Here is a 16961-nt window from a genome sequence, read left to right as displayed (position 1 = left end):
AGGAGCGAGCCTGCTCGCGATGGTGTGTCAGTCGCCTCTCTTTGCCTGACACTCCATCGCGAGCAGGCTCGCTCCTGCAGGGGTTTTGCAGTGTTACTTAAAATAAGGATCAGGCCATGCGTGCACTGGCTGCATTGAGTCGCTTTGTCGGCAACACCTTCGCTTACTGGGTTCTGATTTTCGCCGTCGTGGCTTTCCTGCAACCGGCATGGTTCCTCGGACTGAAAGGCGCGATCGTGCCGCTCCTGGGCCTGGTGATGTTCGGCATGGGCCTGACCCTCAAGCTCGAAGACTTCGCCGAAGTCGCTCGCCATCCGTGGCGCGTGGCGCTGGGCGTGGTTGCACATTTCGTGATCATGCCCGGTGTGGCGTGGTTGCTCTGCCAGGTGTTCCATCTGCCGCCGGAAATCGCCGTGGGTGTCATCCTGGTCGGTTGCTGCCCAAGCGGCACCTCATCAAACGTCATGACCTGGCTGGCCCGTGGCGACCTGGCGCTGTCGGTGGCCATCGCCGCCGTCACCACCCTCCTCGCTCCACTGCTGACGCCCGCGCTGATCTGGCTGCTCGCCTCGGCCTGGTTGCCGGTGTCCTTCATGGAATTGTTCTGGTCGATCCTGCAAGTGGTGCTGCTGCCGATCGTGCTCGGCGTGGTCGCTCAGCGCGTGCTCGGTGATCGGGTTCGCCACGCGGTGGACGTATTGCCGCTGGTTTCCGTTGTCAGCATCGTGATCATCGTCACGGCTGTCGTCGCGGCCAGCCAGGCGAAGATTGCCGAGTCCGGCCTGCTGATCATGGCCGTGGTGATGCTGCACAACAGCTTCGGCTATCTGCTGGGGTACTTCACCGGACGGCTGTTCAAGTTGCCACTGGCCCAGCGTAAATCCCTGGCGTTGGAGGTTGGCATGCAGAACTCCGGTTTGGGCGCCGCGCTGGCCAGTGCGCATTTCTCGCCGCTGGCGGCGGTGCCGAGCGCGTTGTTCAGTGTGTGGCACAACATTTCCGGGGCGCTGCTCTCGACGTATTTCCGCCGGATGAGCGAGAAAGAAGATCGGGAAACCGCGACTCGGCAAGTGACCGAGTAAGCGGAAAACTTGATCCCCGGGTTAATGATGGGCACCATACTGCGCAACGCGAGGACGACCTCGCGGCTCGATCGAGTCATTAATCTGGGGACGACCCCGTCAATCGATGGAGGTCTCTCATGTCCTGGATCATTCTGTTTTTCGCCGGCCTGTTCGAAGTGGGCTGGGCTGTCGGCCTGAAATACACCGACGGTTTCAGCCGTCCTCTCCCTACTGCGTTGACGATTGCCGCGATGGCCATCAGCCTTGGCCTGCTTGGGCTGGCGATGAAGGAATTGCCCCTGGGCACTGCCTATGCGATCTGGACCGGCGTGGGTGCCGTCGGCACGGTCATCGCCGGGATCATCCTGTTCGGTGAATCGATGGCGCTGTTCAGGCTGGCCAGCGTGACCTTGATCATTGCCGGGCTGATCGGACTGAAAGTCAGCGCCTGACGGCTTGCGGCCAATACGACAAAGCCCGCCCCTCTATCGATAGAGGGCGCGGGCTTTTTCAATGGTGAGTCCAACCGATCAGCTTTCGGCCAATGCCATGCGCCCACGCGCGACCGGAGCCTTTTCCACATGCTCAAGCTGGATGCACCGTTCCAGGAACAGGTACATGTAGTCGTAGCTTTTGCACACGGCCTCGCGCAATTGGGCCTGCAGTGACTTGCTCGGGTTCAGCCCCGCCAGCGTGCAGATGATTTCCAGCGCTTCCCACGGATGGGCGTCATCGTACTGGGCATGCATCTTCAGCCACTTCATGGCTCGCTTGCGATCCTCTTCGGGGAACGATGCCGCGTAGACGCCATTGGAACAGACCAGCGCCGACCACTCGCCGGTCGCGCCTTCAATGGCATAGTTGGTGGCGGCAATGGCGACGATCAACGAGTCCGCCGAACTGGTATGCCAGCACCAATGACTCAAGGCGTGAAGTTCAGGGGCCACCTTTTGCGCCTGCAGTTCTTCCAGGCTGACACCGTGAGCACGGCTCCAGTGCACCCAGTAATCAGCATGGTTCAATTCCACACGAATGTTGCGCATCAACCATCGTCGCGCCATGTCCTCGCCGGGATGGCGGGCAAAGCGGGTCTTGGTGAGGTTCTGTGCCATATATAACGCGAATTGCTCAACCACGGGCCAACCACCAATAAGGTAGTTGCGCATGGTCTTTGCGCTGAGTTTGTTATCTCGCATGCGCCTGTACAATTCGTGTTCGACAACCCGGCGTTTACTCTCGCTGCAGTCCTGGATCAGTTGCTGAGCCCAGGCGGGATAACTTGCAGCTTCCATGAGGGGTCCGGTTCTGTTGAATGTATCGATCACTGTCGGGTTCCTTTTGATTGTGATTGTAAGGATCAGCAAGAGATTTCAACGGAACGTGCCAGGCGCCTTGAACAACAACGGCTGAGGCCTGGCAGGACGACTTTGTAAACTATCGCAGGTAAACAAATGCGGGCGCTCAATCACATACCCTTGAGCGTAATCCACCCCGATTTCCAGCAATGCCTGTTCAATCTGGGGTGTTTCAACAAACTCGGCAATCGTACGCTTACCCATTACATGGCCGATGTGATTGATCACTTCGACCATGGCGCGGTTAATCGGGTCGTCCAGCATATCCTTTACGAAACTCCCGTCGATCTTCAGGAAGTCTACAGGCAAATGTTTCAAGTAGGCGAATGAGGACATACCGGCGCAAAAGTCATCCAACGAAAAGTGGCAACCTAAGCCTTTGAGTTCATTAATAAATCTAATTGCACTTCCAAGATTGGAAATAGCACTGGTTTCAGTAATTTCAAAACAAATCATTTCAGGCGGTATGGAATAAGTAATGAACTGTTGACGCAGGAAGTCCAGGAACGCCTCATCTCCTATAGTTGTGCCTGACAGATTAATCGCACACATCGCCAACGGCCCTTTGTGTTTCTCCGATATACATTGGGCAATGATCTTGAAAACATTCTGTACAACCCAACGATCAAGCGAAGTCATCAACCCATAACGTTCCGCCGCCGGAATAAAACTGTCGGGCAATATCATGCGTCCGGCTTCGTCATGCAGGCGCAACAGGATTTCGATATGCCCGCCGCCTGTTTCGACATGACCCAGGGCTGCGATTTCCTGGGCATACAGACAAAAGCGGTCCTCTTCCAGCGCCATGTGCAAGCGCTGCACCCAAGCCATTTCGCCAAAGCGCAGGGACAATTCCGAGTCATCGGCGTGATAGACCTGAACCCGGTTGCGGCCCTTTTCCTTGGCCATGTAACAGGCCATATCGGCGGCGCGCAGCGATGTTTCGAGGGTGGTCGGGTGCTGATTGATGTGTACCAGGCCGATGCTCACGGTGGTCACGAACGGCCGGCCTTTCCAGACGAAGTGCAGGTTCTGCACGGTCTGGCGCAGGCCCTCGGCGATTTTCTCCGCGGCTTCCGGTGCGCAACTCTCCAGCAGGATGCCAAATTCGTCGCCGCCCAGGCGGGCCAGGGTATCGCCTTCGCGCAAGCCCGATTGCAGCAACGCGCAGATGTGCCGCAACAACTCGTCCCCCGCCGCGTGGCCGCACGTGTCGTTGACCAGCTTGAACTGGTCCAGATCGAGGAACATCAAGGCATGACGCCCCGGATGTCGCGTCAGGTTGTGCAGCACCTGTTCCAGGCGATATTCGAATTCGCGGCGATTGGCCAGCCCGGTCAGGGCGTCATGGGTCGCCTGCCAGGACAAATTGGCAATGTATTGCCGCTCCTGGGTCATGTCGTGCAACACCAGCACAGTGCCGCTGACCTTGCCGGCATTGCGGATCGGCGCACCGACCAGCGTGACCGAAACCGTGCTGCCATCCAGCCGTTGAATCAATTTGGAATGCTCGCTGCCACCGCTGAGCTGACCGCTCAGTATGTGCTCGATCAACGTAAAGCCGTCGGCCTGGGCATTCTCGTCCAGCAGATTGAACAGCGCGGCCAGGGGCAAGCCTGTCGCCTGCTCGGCCTTCCAGTGCGTCAACGCCTCGGCGGCCGGGTTCATGTAGGCAATCGCGCCGTCGACATTGGTGGTGATCACGGCGTCGCCAATCGATTGCAGGGTGATCTGCGCGCGCTCCTTCTCCAACTGCAAGGCGTCGGCAAACGCATGGCGCTGCTTGAGCAATTTGTGCGTGCGCATCAGGGCCAGGACAATCAAGCCTAGGGCGGTGGCGAGATTCGTCAACAGCAGCAGGCGCAGAATCACCCGCGAGCCTTCACCCAGGGCATCGCTGAAGGCCTTCGCCGCCGGCGTCACTTCATCGTTGATCGCAAATATCTGATCTTTCCAGCGCTGGATATCGCCATTGGTGGCCTGACGGGAGGTGATGCGCTGATGCATTTCCCGAGCAACATTATCAAGGCGCAGCAGATACGCATCCCCTACCGTCCAGAGGTCGATGGCTTTCTCAAGGTAAGAGAAGTGGCGGAAATTGAGGTACAGCCAGATCAGGCTGGAGACGTCATCCGGATGGTTGCCCCCCTTGAGGATCGCCTGGCGTGCCGCTTCGATGTTCGGTGGTTGATTGTCCAGCGCCAAACGTAACTCGTGGCCCCCCTGAGGCACGGCGATGGCGTTCTGGTATTTGAGGAATATCGTCTCGTCGCGACTGTCCGCGTAGAGATTCAGGTAATAGATGGCGTCTTTCTGGCCCTTGGACCAGAGGCTTTCGCCGGCAACATAGCCGCGCACCGCCGACAAAACATACAGGCTGAAACCGCCCAACAGCGCCTGAAATAGCACGACAGCGATAAATGGCCAGACAATGCCCAGCAACCGTGGCGTTCCGAGAGTCCGCGTTTGATTCATGAGGTCCCTTGTTTTAGCACTGCCAGATCATCATCCAACGTGATCGCTACAGCTAGACTAGGGTGCGTTCTCGATCCCGGCAAGCGAGAAGCCCTTTCTATGGGCAAGTGCCGGTAAATAACGGTTTTCAGTGAGAGGCGGACACACCTCGCGACACAGTTCCTGGAGAAAAGCCGCCATCACCTAACTATGTACCGCTCTCTCCTGTTTGTTTTCGCTTGAAATCGGCCAACGACGCCATCGCACCAGAGCGATGCGCAGATCAACCGATAATCAAGAGAAGCAATTACATGCAATCGAACACTTCAAACCCACCTTCACCCTCCGAGGCTGAGTTACATGCAGGCCAACTGGAGGATTACGAACTTCTGCTCGCGGCCTTGCGCGAAACACCGGTAAACATTCTATGGCCCGTCTTGCCACTAAAACCTTATTCACCACTCACCAAGGTGAGCGCAGATGGATTAAAAGCGTTGTGGCAAGTGCTGCGCGATCGGGATTACATCGATATGTGCACAAAACTTGAAATAAAGCACGGCGATCTGTCCGTTGCGTTCAAGGAGGGCAAGTATGTCTATCAGGCCTGGAAGAACACAGGACATAAAGTCACGCTGGAGTTGACCGAGCACGCCAAATGGCAGCCGCTGAAACTGCGGATTGAGCGGGCAGCAGCATTACTGGGCGGAGTGTTGAATTCAAACCGCACCATTGGCTTAGAAAGAATGTGCGTCTTTTACGGTATTGCATTGACGTCGAGAGACCCGCAAATAGTTCAGGTCACGATAAAGGTCGTTCAGGACAGGATCGCCAGCCATCGTTTGAGACTGGAGGACGAGTTTGAAGCCATCGATCTAAAGCCCTCTCCAACACAAAAGGATCTGGAAAAATTCGCAACTATTAAAAAGCTCTTTCCTGACGCGCCACCTGATACGCAGCTGCTCCATGGCATCCAGGCTCGCGCCGAAATAATCGATGTGGTTGATCGATTCCTGCCAGAGAGCGTTAATTCACCGCTGACTTACCTTGCCAAGGACATTCTTCCTACCGCAACGATTGAACAAGTACGCGCAATGCCGAGTGTGTATCTCGAAAAAATCCTGCAGAGCGCGGAGGCTCAAAGGCTTGGAAACACATTACTGACAACAATGAATTGGTATGGCGGCACAACCGGTGAAGAGACTTCGCCTTACATCCGCACCAGACTGATAGCTAACGCGCTGCAGCATTGGCTTTGCGCACAGACCCTGGACCCCACCGACTCGATGGCCGGTTATGAGTGGCAGAGTCGTTCGAATTGGGGAAAAAGCTATCAGGCTATCCGCGAGGCATTTGAAGCCCATTTACTCACGTCAAAACTGGCCGCGTCAGACAAAGAGGCCGTGGTCATTGCACGATTATTTTTGTCCCGATTCCCGTTCGAGTTCCGTGTCCGGGACATTCCGGCAGATCTTGCTTATCGGAGCACGGTTGTCTGGGTCAATTTTCTCAACGGTGTAAATTTCGTCAAATCCGTCGCCCCTGAACTGCTGGACAGGCTGAGCTTCCAGCAGTTGGTCAACTTGCCCATGCACAGGGCCGAAGTGGCAACCACGGAAGAATTGAACCTCCTCAGTCTCACCAGGCTGCTTCCGACCCTGGATTGGGCTGTCACCCAGGGTTTCGTTTCGCAAAAAGACCTCAAGGATTACACGCAAGCCGACATCGAACGAGCCTGCTCCGAACTTGAAAAACACTCGAAGGAGGTCAATCAAGCGGTTATCCGAATCAATGAGGAACCACCCAAACGGCTGGCCATCGCCAAGGCTGAAATACAAACGCTGTTCGGAAGCGAAGCCTTCAATACCGACGGACGCAAACTGGCCAGGTATGACGAGTTGGCTTCGATCGGCTTTCGCGACACACTGCCACTCAGGGGTAAGGAATACAAGTATTACTCGTTCGCCGACGTCTTGGCGTCCGGTATGTTCGACGATCAGAAAATATGGTTTGTGACTGAAGCCGACGGCGAGACCTTAAGTACACAATGGATCAGGATGGACAAGGACCGGTACTTGAAAGCTGACAAGCCATGGCCGGTTCCCGGTATTGGATTTGAAGGCCGTCAAGAAGTCCTGTCACCGTTTACCAAAATCCCCGATGTCCCTGCGCTGTTTGACGATGCGTTCAAGCGGCATCTGGAAAAGATCACAACGGCCTACCAGACATTGATCAGAACGCTGTTAACCTCACTTCCGTATGCCGACCGCCTGGCGCTGGAGGTGGGTGAAGTCAAGATTTACAGCCTGCGCAAAGAAACCCGCAAAGTCGCCGCCAAAGACGAAACGCCCGAAATTACGTTGCCGCTCAGAGCGCGCAACGGCGTAATCCTGCAAGCGACTCAAACAAACGAGCCCATCGGGGACGAAGCCGCCGTTTCCGTCAGCACTTTTTACGAACTTCTCCCGAAAGCCGGGGTAATACGCCGCCTCGAAAACTTTGATGCGACGTTGTTGATTCCCCGGATCGGGGCGATGGCCACCACCTCCAATGGGAACTATGTCGATGTTATCCGCGACCGGCATTTACCCTTCGACTGGGACGCACATTCGACCGGTACCCTGCCCAAGGCAACAGCCTTCTGCGAAGCCATCATCGATCAGCTGCCGCCGACTATCAGCGCAAGCTCAGGGGTTACAGAGCAGCATAGACGTGCCCCATTGACCCTGTCGTCCAACCGTTCAACGGCGATCAGCCGACACATTGCGACCGAGCTCCTGTTCGTTGACCCGCAAGAATTGCGTACCTTTGCGAAGGGCCAGACCCAGTTTGAACTCGAAGAAGCTCGCCGTAGAAAAGTACTCCAGATCGCAAAGATGTTTGTACCGTTCTGGGGCCCTGTCGAGGACCTGATGTCAGGCGATAAGAACCGTATCGCGTTGGGCATAGTCGGCCTGTTTTTTGACGTGATTTCGTTCGTGATCCCCATTGGCAAGTTCGCCACGGGTTCAGTCAGACTGATCAGCAACGCAGGCCGGTTGGCCACTCGTGCAACGCTTCCTTCTTTTTCAACGCTGACAAAAACACTGCTGGTATCGACACTGCGAGCGTTGAATCCGCTTGAGATTATTCCCGCGCTGCTCAAAGGCTTGGGCAAATCGGTGCGATACATTTATAAAACCGTCACGTTCGAATTTAACGAACTCGTGGGGAAAATCCGCTACTACGAGTACGTGCGCAGCTTGCCTCAGTTGAGTGATGCCGGACGCTGGAAGCCTGCAACGCTGGGAGATCAGCTAGCCAGCATCAAAGGCATAGATGATGTGCCAATTCGCAACATCGGCACCTCTGGCAAGACCGACTTGCGCCTGATCGATCCATTGTCCTCCAAGCCCTATGGCCCGTCGTTGACCACCCGCGCCAGTGACTTCTCTCCCGGGCAATCGCACTACAGCACCCTGGAAAGCCGCAACCAGCAATCGGTTGTGGAGCTAGCCAAGACACGCCACGTACGAGAAGTGCTTGAAGTGGACGGCCGAACCACGCTGTTCATCGATGACGTGCCGTACCGGCTGGAGGGTGACACGCTACGCCGTGCAGACTTGATTGACGCGAGTGATTCGCTGAAGTCGATACCTTGCCGACCGAGACGCGCCCCGGGAGCAGATGTGTGCACGACTCGCTATGTGAAGCGAGACCCGGCCCCGACACCCGCGGTTGGCGCCTTCGATGAAACCAAGGGATGGGCCACCTGGTTTGGCGACAGCATTTACACACCAGGCACTGCGGGCGCCCCCCTGACGAAGGTTTCGTTGGCCACTCACACAACACTCGACGCGACGATGGAATTCCGCAAAGGCATTTACGGGCGTGTCAAAGTCAACGTGACCGAAAAAGGTGTGACCGATACCTTCCACTCCGGAGCCGTCATCGTGGACTCCGTAGACGGTTCGAAACGGTATGTTTTCACACGTCTTGATGCGGGGGATTTTTACGTTGCCGAACTGGCAAAAGGGCAAAGCCTGCGTAACGCACTGACTTTCAAGCAAGCGTCAACCTTGCCCGCCGAACTGCGGCGCGAGTTGATGGTGGTGTACACCGGCTCGTTGAATGCCAACAACATGGCGAGGATTTACGGTGTGACTCTCGTTGAGCGCGCCATGAGGGCGATGGACAACATCGCCATACCTATCGGCGGCCATGCCAATCCGCCCGATACACTCAGGCTGATCAAGGTCGATACCAGCCCCGGCGAGGCCGTGCTGTTCGATCACTCGACCCGAATGATCGTCAGGCACTCCACCGATGGTGCAACGACCTGGTCAGCGTCCAGGAATGCTCCGGAAAGTGTCCGTGAAACGACAGCGCAAGTATTCAATACACTGTTTCAGAGAACCGTTATCACCCTGGAATCGTCGGTTCGGGGTGGGCCCAAGGCGTTGAAAATCGATGGCGTCATGTTGGAACTACAGCAACGCATCAGCGCCATTCATAACAGTGAATTGGGCAAACTGCGCAATGTTGCATTCGCTGAAATCAAGACAAGACAGGGCATTCGGGAGGTTTATGTCAGCGTTTCCGGCAGGCAGGGTGACACCGCTTACCTGCCATTGTTTGAGAGAAACAGAGGCTCGAAAGAGGTGATCGACGAAGGTACGAGTTACTTCAACATCGATCACGGTGCCAACTTCCCGGAGAAATCGCTGAAGGTCTCCAGTTCTGGCAAGTTACAAGCGATTCCGCACACGATCAAAGACATCGAGAAATACACCCCCGAACTCACCCTACGCCCTACGTCACTGGACACCGAGAGCAAGCTCATCAGCGTCATACGCCAGAAATATCCGGACTCTCAGGAGCTTGAGTCCATCACCATCGCCACCACCATGGCCCCCTGCGATTCGTGTTCAATCGTCATGAAGCAATTCGGTTATGACGGCAGTCCGGAGGCCTTGAACGTGATCTGGAAGTAGCCGCGCAGCACTGATCAGTGCTGCTGCAAATGCCCGTACAGCTTGGCGTACAAACCTCCCTCGGCAATCAGTTGCTGATGGTCGCCATCCTCGGCAATTTGCCCGCCGTCGAATACCAGCACCCGGTCGGCCTGTTTTACGGCGGACAATCGGTGCGCAATGATCAGCGTGGTGCGGTGGCTCAGGAACCGCGCCAGTGCCTGGTGCAGGTTGTATTCGGTGGCGGCATCCAGCGCTGAAGTGGCCTCGTCGAGGATCACCACTTTCGGTTCGGCCAGCACCATCCGAGCAATCGCCAGGCGTTGGCGCTGACCGCCGGACAAGCGCACGCCGGAGCGTCCGACGATACTGTCCAGGCCGTTGGGCAATTCCCGAACCGTGTTGTGCAGCTGCGCAATTTCCAGCGCCTGCCAGCAGGCTTCGTCACTGCGCTCACGGCCCATGGTCAGGTTGGCACGGATGGTGTCGTTGAACAGCGCCGGATGTTGCAGGACCACCGCTACGTTTTCACGCACCGTTTCCAGGCCAATGTCCTGCTGGGTCGAACCGCCGAAGCGAATGGTTCCGGCCAGAGGCGTGTAAAGGCCCAGCAGCAATTGCACCAACGTACTTTTGCCGCCGCCGCTGGCGCCGACAATCGCGACTTTTTCACCGGGAGCGATGGACAGGTTCATCTGGTTCAACACCAGTTCGTCACCGTAACCGAAACTCAATCCCTGGACTTCGATACCCACGGTTTCGCGACCGTTGAACGGGTCGACACCGCCCGGGTACTCAGGCTCATCGGCCCTTGCCAACAACTCATTGATTCGCGACAGCGCACCACCGGCGGCGTAGTAGGCGTATTGCAGATTCAGCAGCTGTTCCACCGGACCGATCATGAACCACAGGTAGCTGAACACCGCGAGCATCTGGCCGATGGACAGGTCGGAAAACAACACGGTGAGCATCGCCGCGGCGCGGAAAATATCGATGCCGAACTGGAACAGCAAACCGCTGGCCCGGTTCGAGGCATCGGTTTTCCACTGGGAGTTCACCGCGTAATCGCGCACTTCCCGCGCACGTTGGCCGAGACGCCCGAGGAAGAAGCCCTGACGGTTGCCGGCGCGCACTTCCTGGATGGCATCGAGGGTTTCGGTCAACGCTTGAGTGAAGCGCGAGGTGCTGTCGTTCTCGAGTTTCTTCAGGTGCTTGACCCGCTTGCCCAGCAGCACCGTGGCATAGATCACCAGCGGGTTGAACAGCATGATCAGCAGCGCCAGTTTCCAGTGCATCCAGATCAGGATGCTGGCGGTGCCGATCAGGGTCAGCATGGCCACGAGGAAACGGCTGAGGGTTTCGCCGACGAATTTGTCCACCGTGTCCAGGTCAGTAACCAGGTGCGTGGTCACCGTGCCGCTGCCCAGGCTTTCGTATTCACCCAGCGAGATGCGCTTGAGGCGCTCGATCAGCCGCAGGCGGATGCGGTACACGATGTCTTTGGCCAGTGCCGCGAACAACTTGGCCTGCACCACGTTGAACAACAAGGCACCGCAGCGCAGCAACAAGGTCACCAGCAGCATCAGGCCGATGTACCCCGCCGCTTTCTGCCAGCCTTCGGGCAGTGCGTGGTTCATGACTTTCAGTGCTGCGTCGCCATGGCCCAGCAGCACTTCGTCCACCAGCAAGGGCAAGAGCAAGGGAATCGGTACGCTGCACAACGTCGCCAGCACGGCCACGCCGTTGGCGATCCACAGGGATTTCTTGTGATGCAGGGCCAGGCGGCGGATTTCCGCCCAGCTCAGACGGTCGACACGTGCAGCGGTTGGGGTGTCGTCAGGCAGATCATGCACAGGCAGCGCGCTCCAGCCAGCGGCCGAGCAGCGGTGACAGTACGCTGAGAGGCTGATAGCCATTGGTCAACAACGCCAATTGACCATCACGCTCTGCCAGCAAGGTGGGGAAACCGGCGATGCCGAGGTCCTGCACCCAAGTGAAATCGGCCGCAGTCGCGGCATGTTGATCGGCGCGGTCGAACGCGGCTGCGAACTCGATGCGCGGCAAACCGGCCTGCTCCGCCAGTTCCACCAGCACACTGGCGTGGGTGACATCGCGCCCTTCTGCGTAAAACGCATGCTGGATCAGACCAAGCAGTTTCCACGCGCAATCCGGCGCCAGGCTGCGCGCCGTCACCAACGCCCGACAGGCCGGCTCGGTGTCGTACACAAAGCCGTCGGGCAATGCGCCTTCGATTTTGAACGGTTGACCGGTGGCCTCGGTGACCGCCTGCCAATGTTCAAGAATGTAGCGCCGGGTGGTCGGCTCCAGCGCCGAACCACTGCCGGTGCGCAAACCGCCCACAATCAAATGCACGTCCACACCCGCCGCCTGCGCCTGCTCGACCAACGCATTGGCCACCGGCGCAAAGCCCCAGCACCAGGAACACATCGGGTCCATCACATAGAGCAGGCGGCGTGCAGACATGGTTCAAGCCTCGGAAGGGGTTTGCTTGTAGTTGTAGCCGATCGGGTGCGGCATGTTGCGAGCCTTGGCCAGTTCGATCTGCTTCTGCCGATCGATGGCACTGCGCCGGGTCTTCTCGCTCAGCTTATCCCAGCAATGCGGGCAGCTGATGCCGGCCACATAGTGCTCGGACGCGCGGTCTTCAACACTAACCGGTGTACGACAGGCGTGACATTGATCGTAGTCACCTTCACTGAGGTCATGACGAACGGTCACGCGGTTATCGAACACGAAGCAGTCACCCTGCCATTTGGTTTCTTCCTGCGGCACCTCTTCGAGGTACTTCAGAATGCCGCCCTTGAGGTGGTAGACCTCATCGAAACCCTGGCTGAGCATGTAGCTCGAAGCCTTTTCACAACGAATGCCGCCGGTGCAGAACATCGCGACTTTCTTGTGCACGGCCGGGTCGAAGTTGGCTTTGATGTAGTCGGGAAATTCGCGAAAACTGGTGGTTTTCGGATCGATGGCGCCTTCGAAGGTGCCAATCGAGACTTCGTAATCGTTGCGGGTGTCGATCAACAGTACTTCCGGATCGCTGATCAGCGCGTTCCAGTTCTCTGGATCAACGTAGGTGCCGACCTTTTTGTTCGGGTCCACGCCTTCGACGCCGAGGGTGACGATTTCTTTCTTGAGTTTGACTTTGGTGCGATAGAACGGCTGATCATCGCAGTACGACTCTTTGTGGTCGATGTCGTCCATGCGCGGGTCGTTCTTGAGCCAGGCCATCAGCCCGTCGATGCCTTCACGGCTGCCGGACACGGTGCCGTTGATGCCTTCTTCGGCGATCAACAGCGTGCCTTTGATGCCGTTGTCGACCATGGCCTGCAGCAGCGGCTCGCGCAGGTCGACGTAGTTTTCCAGGGTGACGAACTTATACAGTGCCGCCACGACAATCTGTTGTGTCATGGGTGATTCTCCAGGTGGCTACCCTCGTAAGGGGTGAACCGGATGCGAAAAAAAACGCGCCGGGTAAGCGGCGCGTTGCGGATTCTAGCAAAAATAAACGCTCCTCTGTAGGAGCCGGCTTGCCGGCGATGGCAATCTCGAGGACGCCATCGCCGGCGAGCCGGCTCCTACAAGGGGCGGGACATCAATGCGAGCCGCCAGCACAGGTCGGCGAGGCCGGAGCCGTGTCGATCTGTGCCCATTCCTCAGGCGTGTAGGTATGCAGCGCCAACGCATGGAACTCGCCCATCAGCTCGCCGAGCGTGCCGTAGACTTTCTGGTGACGCTTGACGCGGTTGAGCCCTTCGAACTGCTGGCTGACCACCACGGCCTTGTAATGGGTCTGCAACCCACGACTGTGCATATGGCTTTCATCCAGCACTTGCAGGTGCTCGGGCTGTAACAGGCCCAGCGTCGATTCGATGCGTTGTTGCATGGTCATACCGACCTCCGCTTAAGGCTTTTTCTTGGCAGCAGGTGCAGCGGCGTTAGCCTTAGGGTCCAGCTCGTTGGTCATGTCAGCCAACAGCTTGTTGACCACTGGCACGGCGCTTTCGAGCTTGGCCTGGGTCATCTGGGCCGATTGCTGGGTCAGCTGCGGCATTTTTTCCAGGACTTTCTTGCCCAGTGGCGACTGGTAGAACGCGACCAGGTCTTTCAGCTCGGATTCGCTGAAGTTGGAGGTGTACAGCTTGACCATGTCCGGCTTCAGCTTGTTCCAGCCAATGGCTTGATCCAGAGCGGCGTTGGCTTTGGCCTGGTAGGTTTCCAGCAAGGCTTTTTTCGATTCAGGGGCTTTGGTCTGTTCAAAGCGCTGAGCGAACATTTGCTGCACTTGCATGTACACCGGAGTGCCCAATTTGTCAGCGTGCGCCAGGGTCAGGAAAGCTTCGGCACTGGCGTTGTGGCTGGCGGTATCGGCAAAAACAGGGCCGCTGGCGCAAACCAGTGCAACCGCGGTACAGATGGCACGAAGACGAGTCATCGAGTTTCCTTTTCTAGCAGGCGAGGTAAAACCCCAAGGGCGTCCATTCTGCGCCTAAAAAAGTGTGTCGCTCAACCCCAAGCCTTGTCGTGCCTGAATTAGAGGGGTTGAATGGTCAAAATACTGACCGATGGAACCACGGCCGGCGATCACGGCCTAAACTGCGCTATCAGACTGACAGGAGTGTGCATGATGAGCCGTATCGAAACCGACAGCCTTGGCCAGGTGGAAGTGCCGGATGAGGCCTACTGGGGCGCTCAGACGCAACGCTCGCTGATTAACTTCGCCATCGGCAACGAGCGCATGCCGCTGGCGGTGCTGCATGGGCTGGCGCTGATCAAGAAAGCCGCGGCGCGGGTCAATGACCGCAACGGCGATCTGCCCGCCGACATCGCCCGGCTGATCGAACAGGCCGCCGACGAAGTGCTCGACGGCAAACACGACGACCAGTTCCCGCTGGTGGTCTGGCAGACCGGCAGCGGCACCCAGAGCAACATGAACGTCAACGAAGTGATCGCCGGGCGCGCCAACGAACTGGCCGGCAACCCGCGCGGCGGCAAGGTGCCGGTGCACCCCAACGATCACGTCAACCGCTCGCAGAGCTCCAACGACTGCTTCCCCACCGCGATGCACATCGCCGCCGCGCAGGCGGTGCAGAACCATTTGCTGCCGGCGATCAGCGAACTGTCGGGCGGTCTGGCCGAGCTGTCCGCGCGACACATGAAGCTGGTGAAGACCGGCCGCACCCACATGATGGATGCGACGCCGATCACCTTCGGCCAGGAACTCTCGGCGTACATCGCACAACTGGATTACGCCGAACGGGCGATCCGCAGCGCCCTGCCCGATGTGTGTGAACTGGCCCAGGGTGGCACCGCCGTCGGCACCGGGCTGAATTCGCCGCACGGTTTTGGCGAAGCGATTGCCTCCGAGCTGGCTGCGCTCTCGGGCCTGCCGTTTGTCACCGCACCGAACAAATTCGCCGCATTGGCGGGCCATGAACCGCTGACCACGCTGTCCGGCGCACTGAAAACCCTCGCCGTGACCCTGATGAAAATCGCCAACGACCTGCGCTTGCTGGGTTCCGGGCCACGTGCCGGTTTCGCCGAAGTGAAATTGCCGGCCAACGAACCCGGCAGTTCGATCATGCCCGGCAAGGTCAACCCGACTCAGTGCGAAGCCCTGTCGATGCTCGCATGCCAGGTGTTGGGCAACGACGTGGCCATCGGCTTCGCCGCGAGTCAGGGGCATCTGCAACTGAACGTGTTCAAACCGGTGATCATCCACAACCTGCTGCAATCGATCCGCTTGCTGGGCGATGGCTGCAGCAACTTCCAGCAGCATTGCATCGCCGGCCTGGAACCGGATGCCGAGAAAATGGCCGAGCATCTGGAGCGTGGGTTGATGCTGGTGACGGCGCTGAACCCGCATATTGGTTACGACAAGTCGGCGGAAATTGCCAAGAAGGCCTATGCCGAAGGGCTGACGTTGCGGGAGGCGGCGTTGCAGTTGGGGTATCTGACCGATGAACAGTTTGATGCGTGGGTAAGGCCGGAGAATATGCTGGAGGCTGGGGCCAAGGGCTGAGTATTGCGGTGACTGTTAGTCAGTCTTCGCGGGCAAGCCTCGCTCCTACAGGTTATGCATTCTCCTGTAGGAGCGAGGCTTGCCCGCGAAGAACGATGACGCGGTTTAACCTGCCGCCATCCGAACCTTCCGCGCCTTGAGCCCCGCAATCAACGAAGGCCCCAACGCCACCAGCGCCGACCCCAGCACCACCAGCACCGCCCCGCCATACCCCAGGCCATTGATCGTTTCGGCATGCACATACTCCGGCCATAACCAGGCCGCCATGGCCACCGCCGCGAACGTCACCAACGGCGTGATCGCCAGCGTTGCACTCACCCGCGAAGCTTCCCAGTGCGCCAGCGCTTCGGCAAATGCGCCATACGCAATCAGGGTGTTCATGCAGCAAGCCAGCAACAGCCAGCCTTGCAACGGATTCAGCTGCAGCGCTTCCAGCGGGTGCACCCACGGGGTCAGCAACAACCCGCAGAACAGGTAAATCACCATCATCACCTGCAACGAATTCCACACCGTCAGCAACTGCTTCTGCCCCAGGGCATAGAACGTCCAGACCGTGGACGCCAACAACACCAGCAGCACACCCGCCGTGTAGTCGCTCAGCGAGGTGAACAACTCAACCAGACGCTGGTTGAAAAACAGTCCGAAACCAATCAGCAACACCAGCAGGCCAATCCCCTGCCCCACGCTGAAGCGTTCCTTGAACACAAACAGGCTGGCGATCAGCAACATGATCGGGCCCATCTGCACCACCAATTGCGCCGTGCCAGGGCTGAGCAGATTCAAGCCCATCAAGTACAGGATGTAGTTGCCCACCAGACCGAGCACCGCCATCACCACCAGCCAGCCACCGCGCGGGCCGAGCACTTTGCGGCTCGGCAGGCGTCGGGTCGCTGCCAGGTAAATGAACAGGCAGCCGCCGGACACCATCAGGCGAAACCAGGTCACCGTGACCGGGTCCATCACCAGCAGCACTTGCTTGAGCTTGATCGGCAGGATTCCCCACAAAAACGCAGTCAACAAGGCCAGGAACAGACCATAAACCCAGCGCCCCGATGAAATGTGCATGCGTACCTCAAAGCCAGATGGCAAGAACCGTCAT

At 57.9% G+C, this 16961-nt stretch carries 12 protein-coding genes; 4 read left to right on the top strand and 8 right to left on the bottom strand.

Translation table 11 applies throughout. The annotated features are described in order from the left end of the window. Positions 1–116 precede the first annotated feature (116 nt). Positions 117–1082 (top strand): bile acid:sodium symporter family protein, encoded by a 966-nt coding sequence (locus KGA97_RS20345; RefSeq protein ID WP_207285744.1) that lies wholly within the window; start codon positions 117–119, stop codon positions 1080–1082. A 119-nt stretch (positions 1083–1201) separates the two neighbouring features. Further along, positions 1202–1516: a quaternary ammonium compound efflux SMR transporter SugE gene (gene sugE, locus KGA97_RS20340; protein ID WP_008035664.1), complete on the top strand. Its 315-nt coding sequence runs from the start codon at positions 1202–1204 to the stop codon at positions 1514–1516. 78 nt (positions 1517–1594) lie between these two features. Here sugE and KGA97_RS20335 read toward each other — a convergent pair whose 3' ends face one another. Then, positions 1595–2356 carry a TenA family transcriptional regulator gene (locus KGA97_RS20335; protein ID WP_008040915.1) on the bottom strand — a complete coding sequence of 254 codons (762 nt, stop codon included), beginning with the start codon at positions 2354–2356 and terminating at the stop codon, positions 1595–1597. Between the two features lie 78 nt (positions 2357–2434). Beyond that, positions 2435–4894, bottom strand: coding sequence for an EAL domain-containing protein (locus tag KGA97_RS20330; protein WP_008040916.1), 2460 nt, complete (start codon positions 4892–4894; stop codon positions 2435–2437). 290 nt (positions 4895–5184) lie between these two features. On the opposite strand from KGA97_RS20330, the gene KGA97_RS20325 reads away from it, so the two are divergent. Beyond that, entirely contained in the window at positions 5185–9843 is a 4659-nt protein-coding gene (locus tag KGA97_RS20325) for a deaminase domain-containing protein (RefSeq protein WP_223481365.1), read from the top strand. A 14-nt stretch (positions 9844–9857) separates the two neighbouring features. Here KGA97_RS20325 and KGA97_RS20320 read toward each other — a convergent pair whose 3' ends face one another. From KGA97_RS20320 to KGA97_RS20300, 5 genes are all read right to left on the bottom strand, one after another. Further along, positions 9858–11675: an ABC transporter ATP-binding protein gene (locus KGA97_RS20320; RefSeq protein WP_223481364.1), complete on the bottom strand. Its 1818-nt coding sequence runs from the start codon at positions 11673–11675 to the stop codon at positions 9858–9860. Continuing rightward, positions 11668–12306 carry a DsbA family protein gene (locus tag KGA97_RS20315; RefSeq protein ID WP_008035678.1) on the bottom strand — a complete coding sequence of 213 codons (639 nt, stop codon included), beginning with the start codon at positions 12304–12306 and terminating at the stop codon, positions 11668–11670. Before KGA97_RS20315 ends, KGA97_RS20320 begins: the two co-directional genes overlap by 8 nt. Before the next feature lie 3 nt (positions 12307–12309). After that, positions 12310–13251: a rhodanese-related sulfurtransferase gene (locus KGA97_RS20310; protein ID WP_008035679.1), complete on the bottom strand. Its 942-nt coding sequence runs from the start codon at positions 13249–13251 to the stop codon at positions 12310–12312. Between the two features lie 184 nt (positions 13252–13435). Continuing rightward, positions 13436–13732 (bottom strand): BolA family protein, encoded by a 297-nt coding sequence (locus tag KGA97_RS20305; RefSeq protein ID WP_008035680.1) that lies wholly within the window; start codon positions 13730–13732, stop codon positions 13436–13438. Positions 13733–13744: 12 nt separating this feature from the next. Next, entirely contained in the window at positions 13745–14275 is a 531-nt protein-coding gene (locus KGA97_RS20300; protein ID WP_008035681.1) for a DUF2059 domain-containing protein, read from the bottom strand. A gap of 192 nt (positions 14276–14467) precedes the next feature. On the opposite strand from KGA97_RS20300, the gene KGA97_RS20295 reads away from it, so the two are divergent. Further along, the gene (locus KGA97_RS20295; protein ID WP_032829261.1) at positions 14468–15862 is read left to right on the top strand and encodes a class II fumarate hydratase; all 1395 of its coding nucleotides are present in this window, start codon (positions 14468–14470) and stop codon (positions 15860–15862) included. 105 nt (positions 15863–15967) lie between these two features. On the opposite strand, the gene KGA97_RS20290 is transcribed toward KGA97_RS20295, so the two are convergent. After that, positions 15968–16927 (bottom strand): DMT family transporter, encoded by a 960-nt coding sequence (locus KGA97_RS20290; RefSeq protein WP_223481363.1) that lies wholly within the window; start codon positions 16925–16927, stop codon positions 15968–15970. Between the last annotated feature and the right edge of the window lie 34 nt (positions 16928–16961).

The organism is Pseudomonas sp. BF-B-15, from assembly GCF_019946675.1.
GTDB classification, from domain to species: domain Bacteria; phylum Pseudomonadota; class Gammaproteobacteria; order Pseudomonadales; family Pseudomonadaceae; genus Aquipseudomonas; species Aquipseudomonas migulae.
This window is presented reverse-complemented; position numbering and strand designations above follow the sequence as displayed.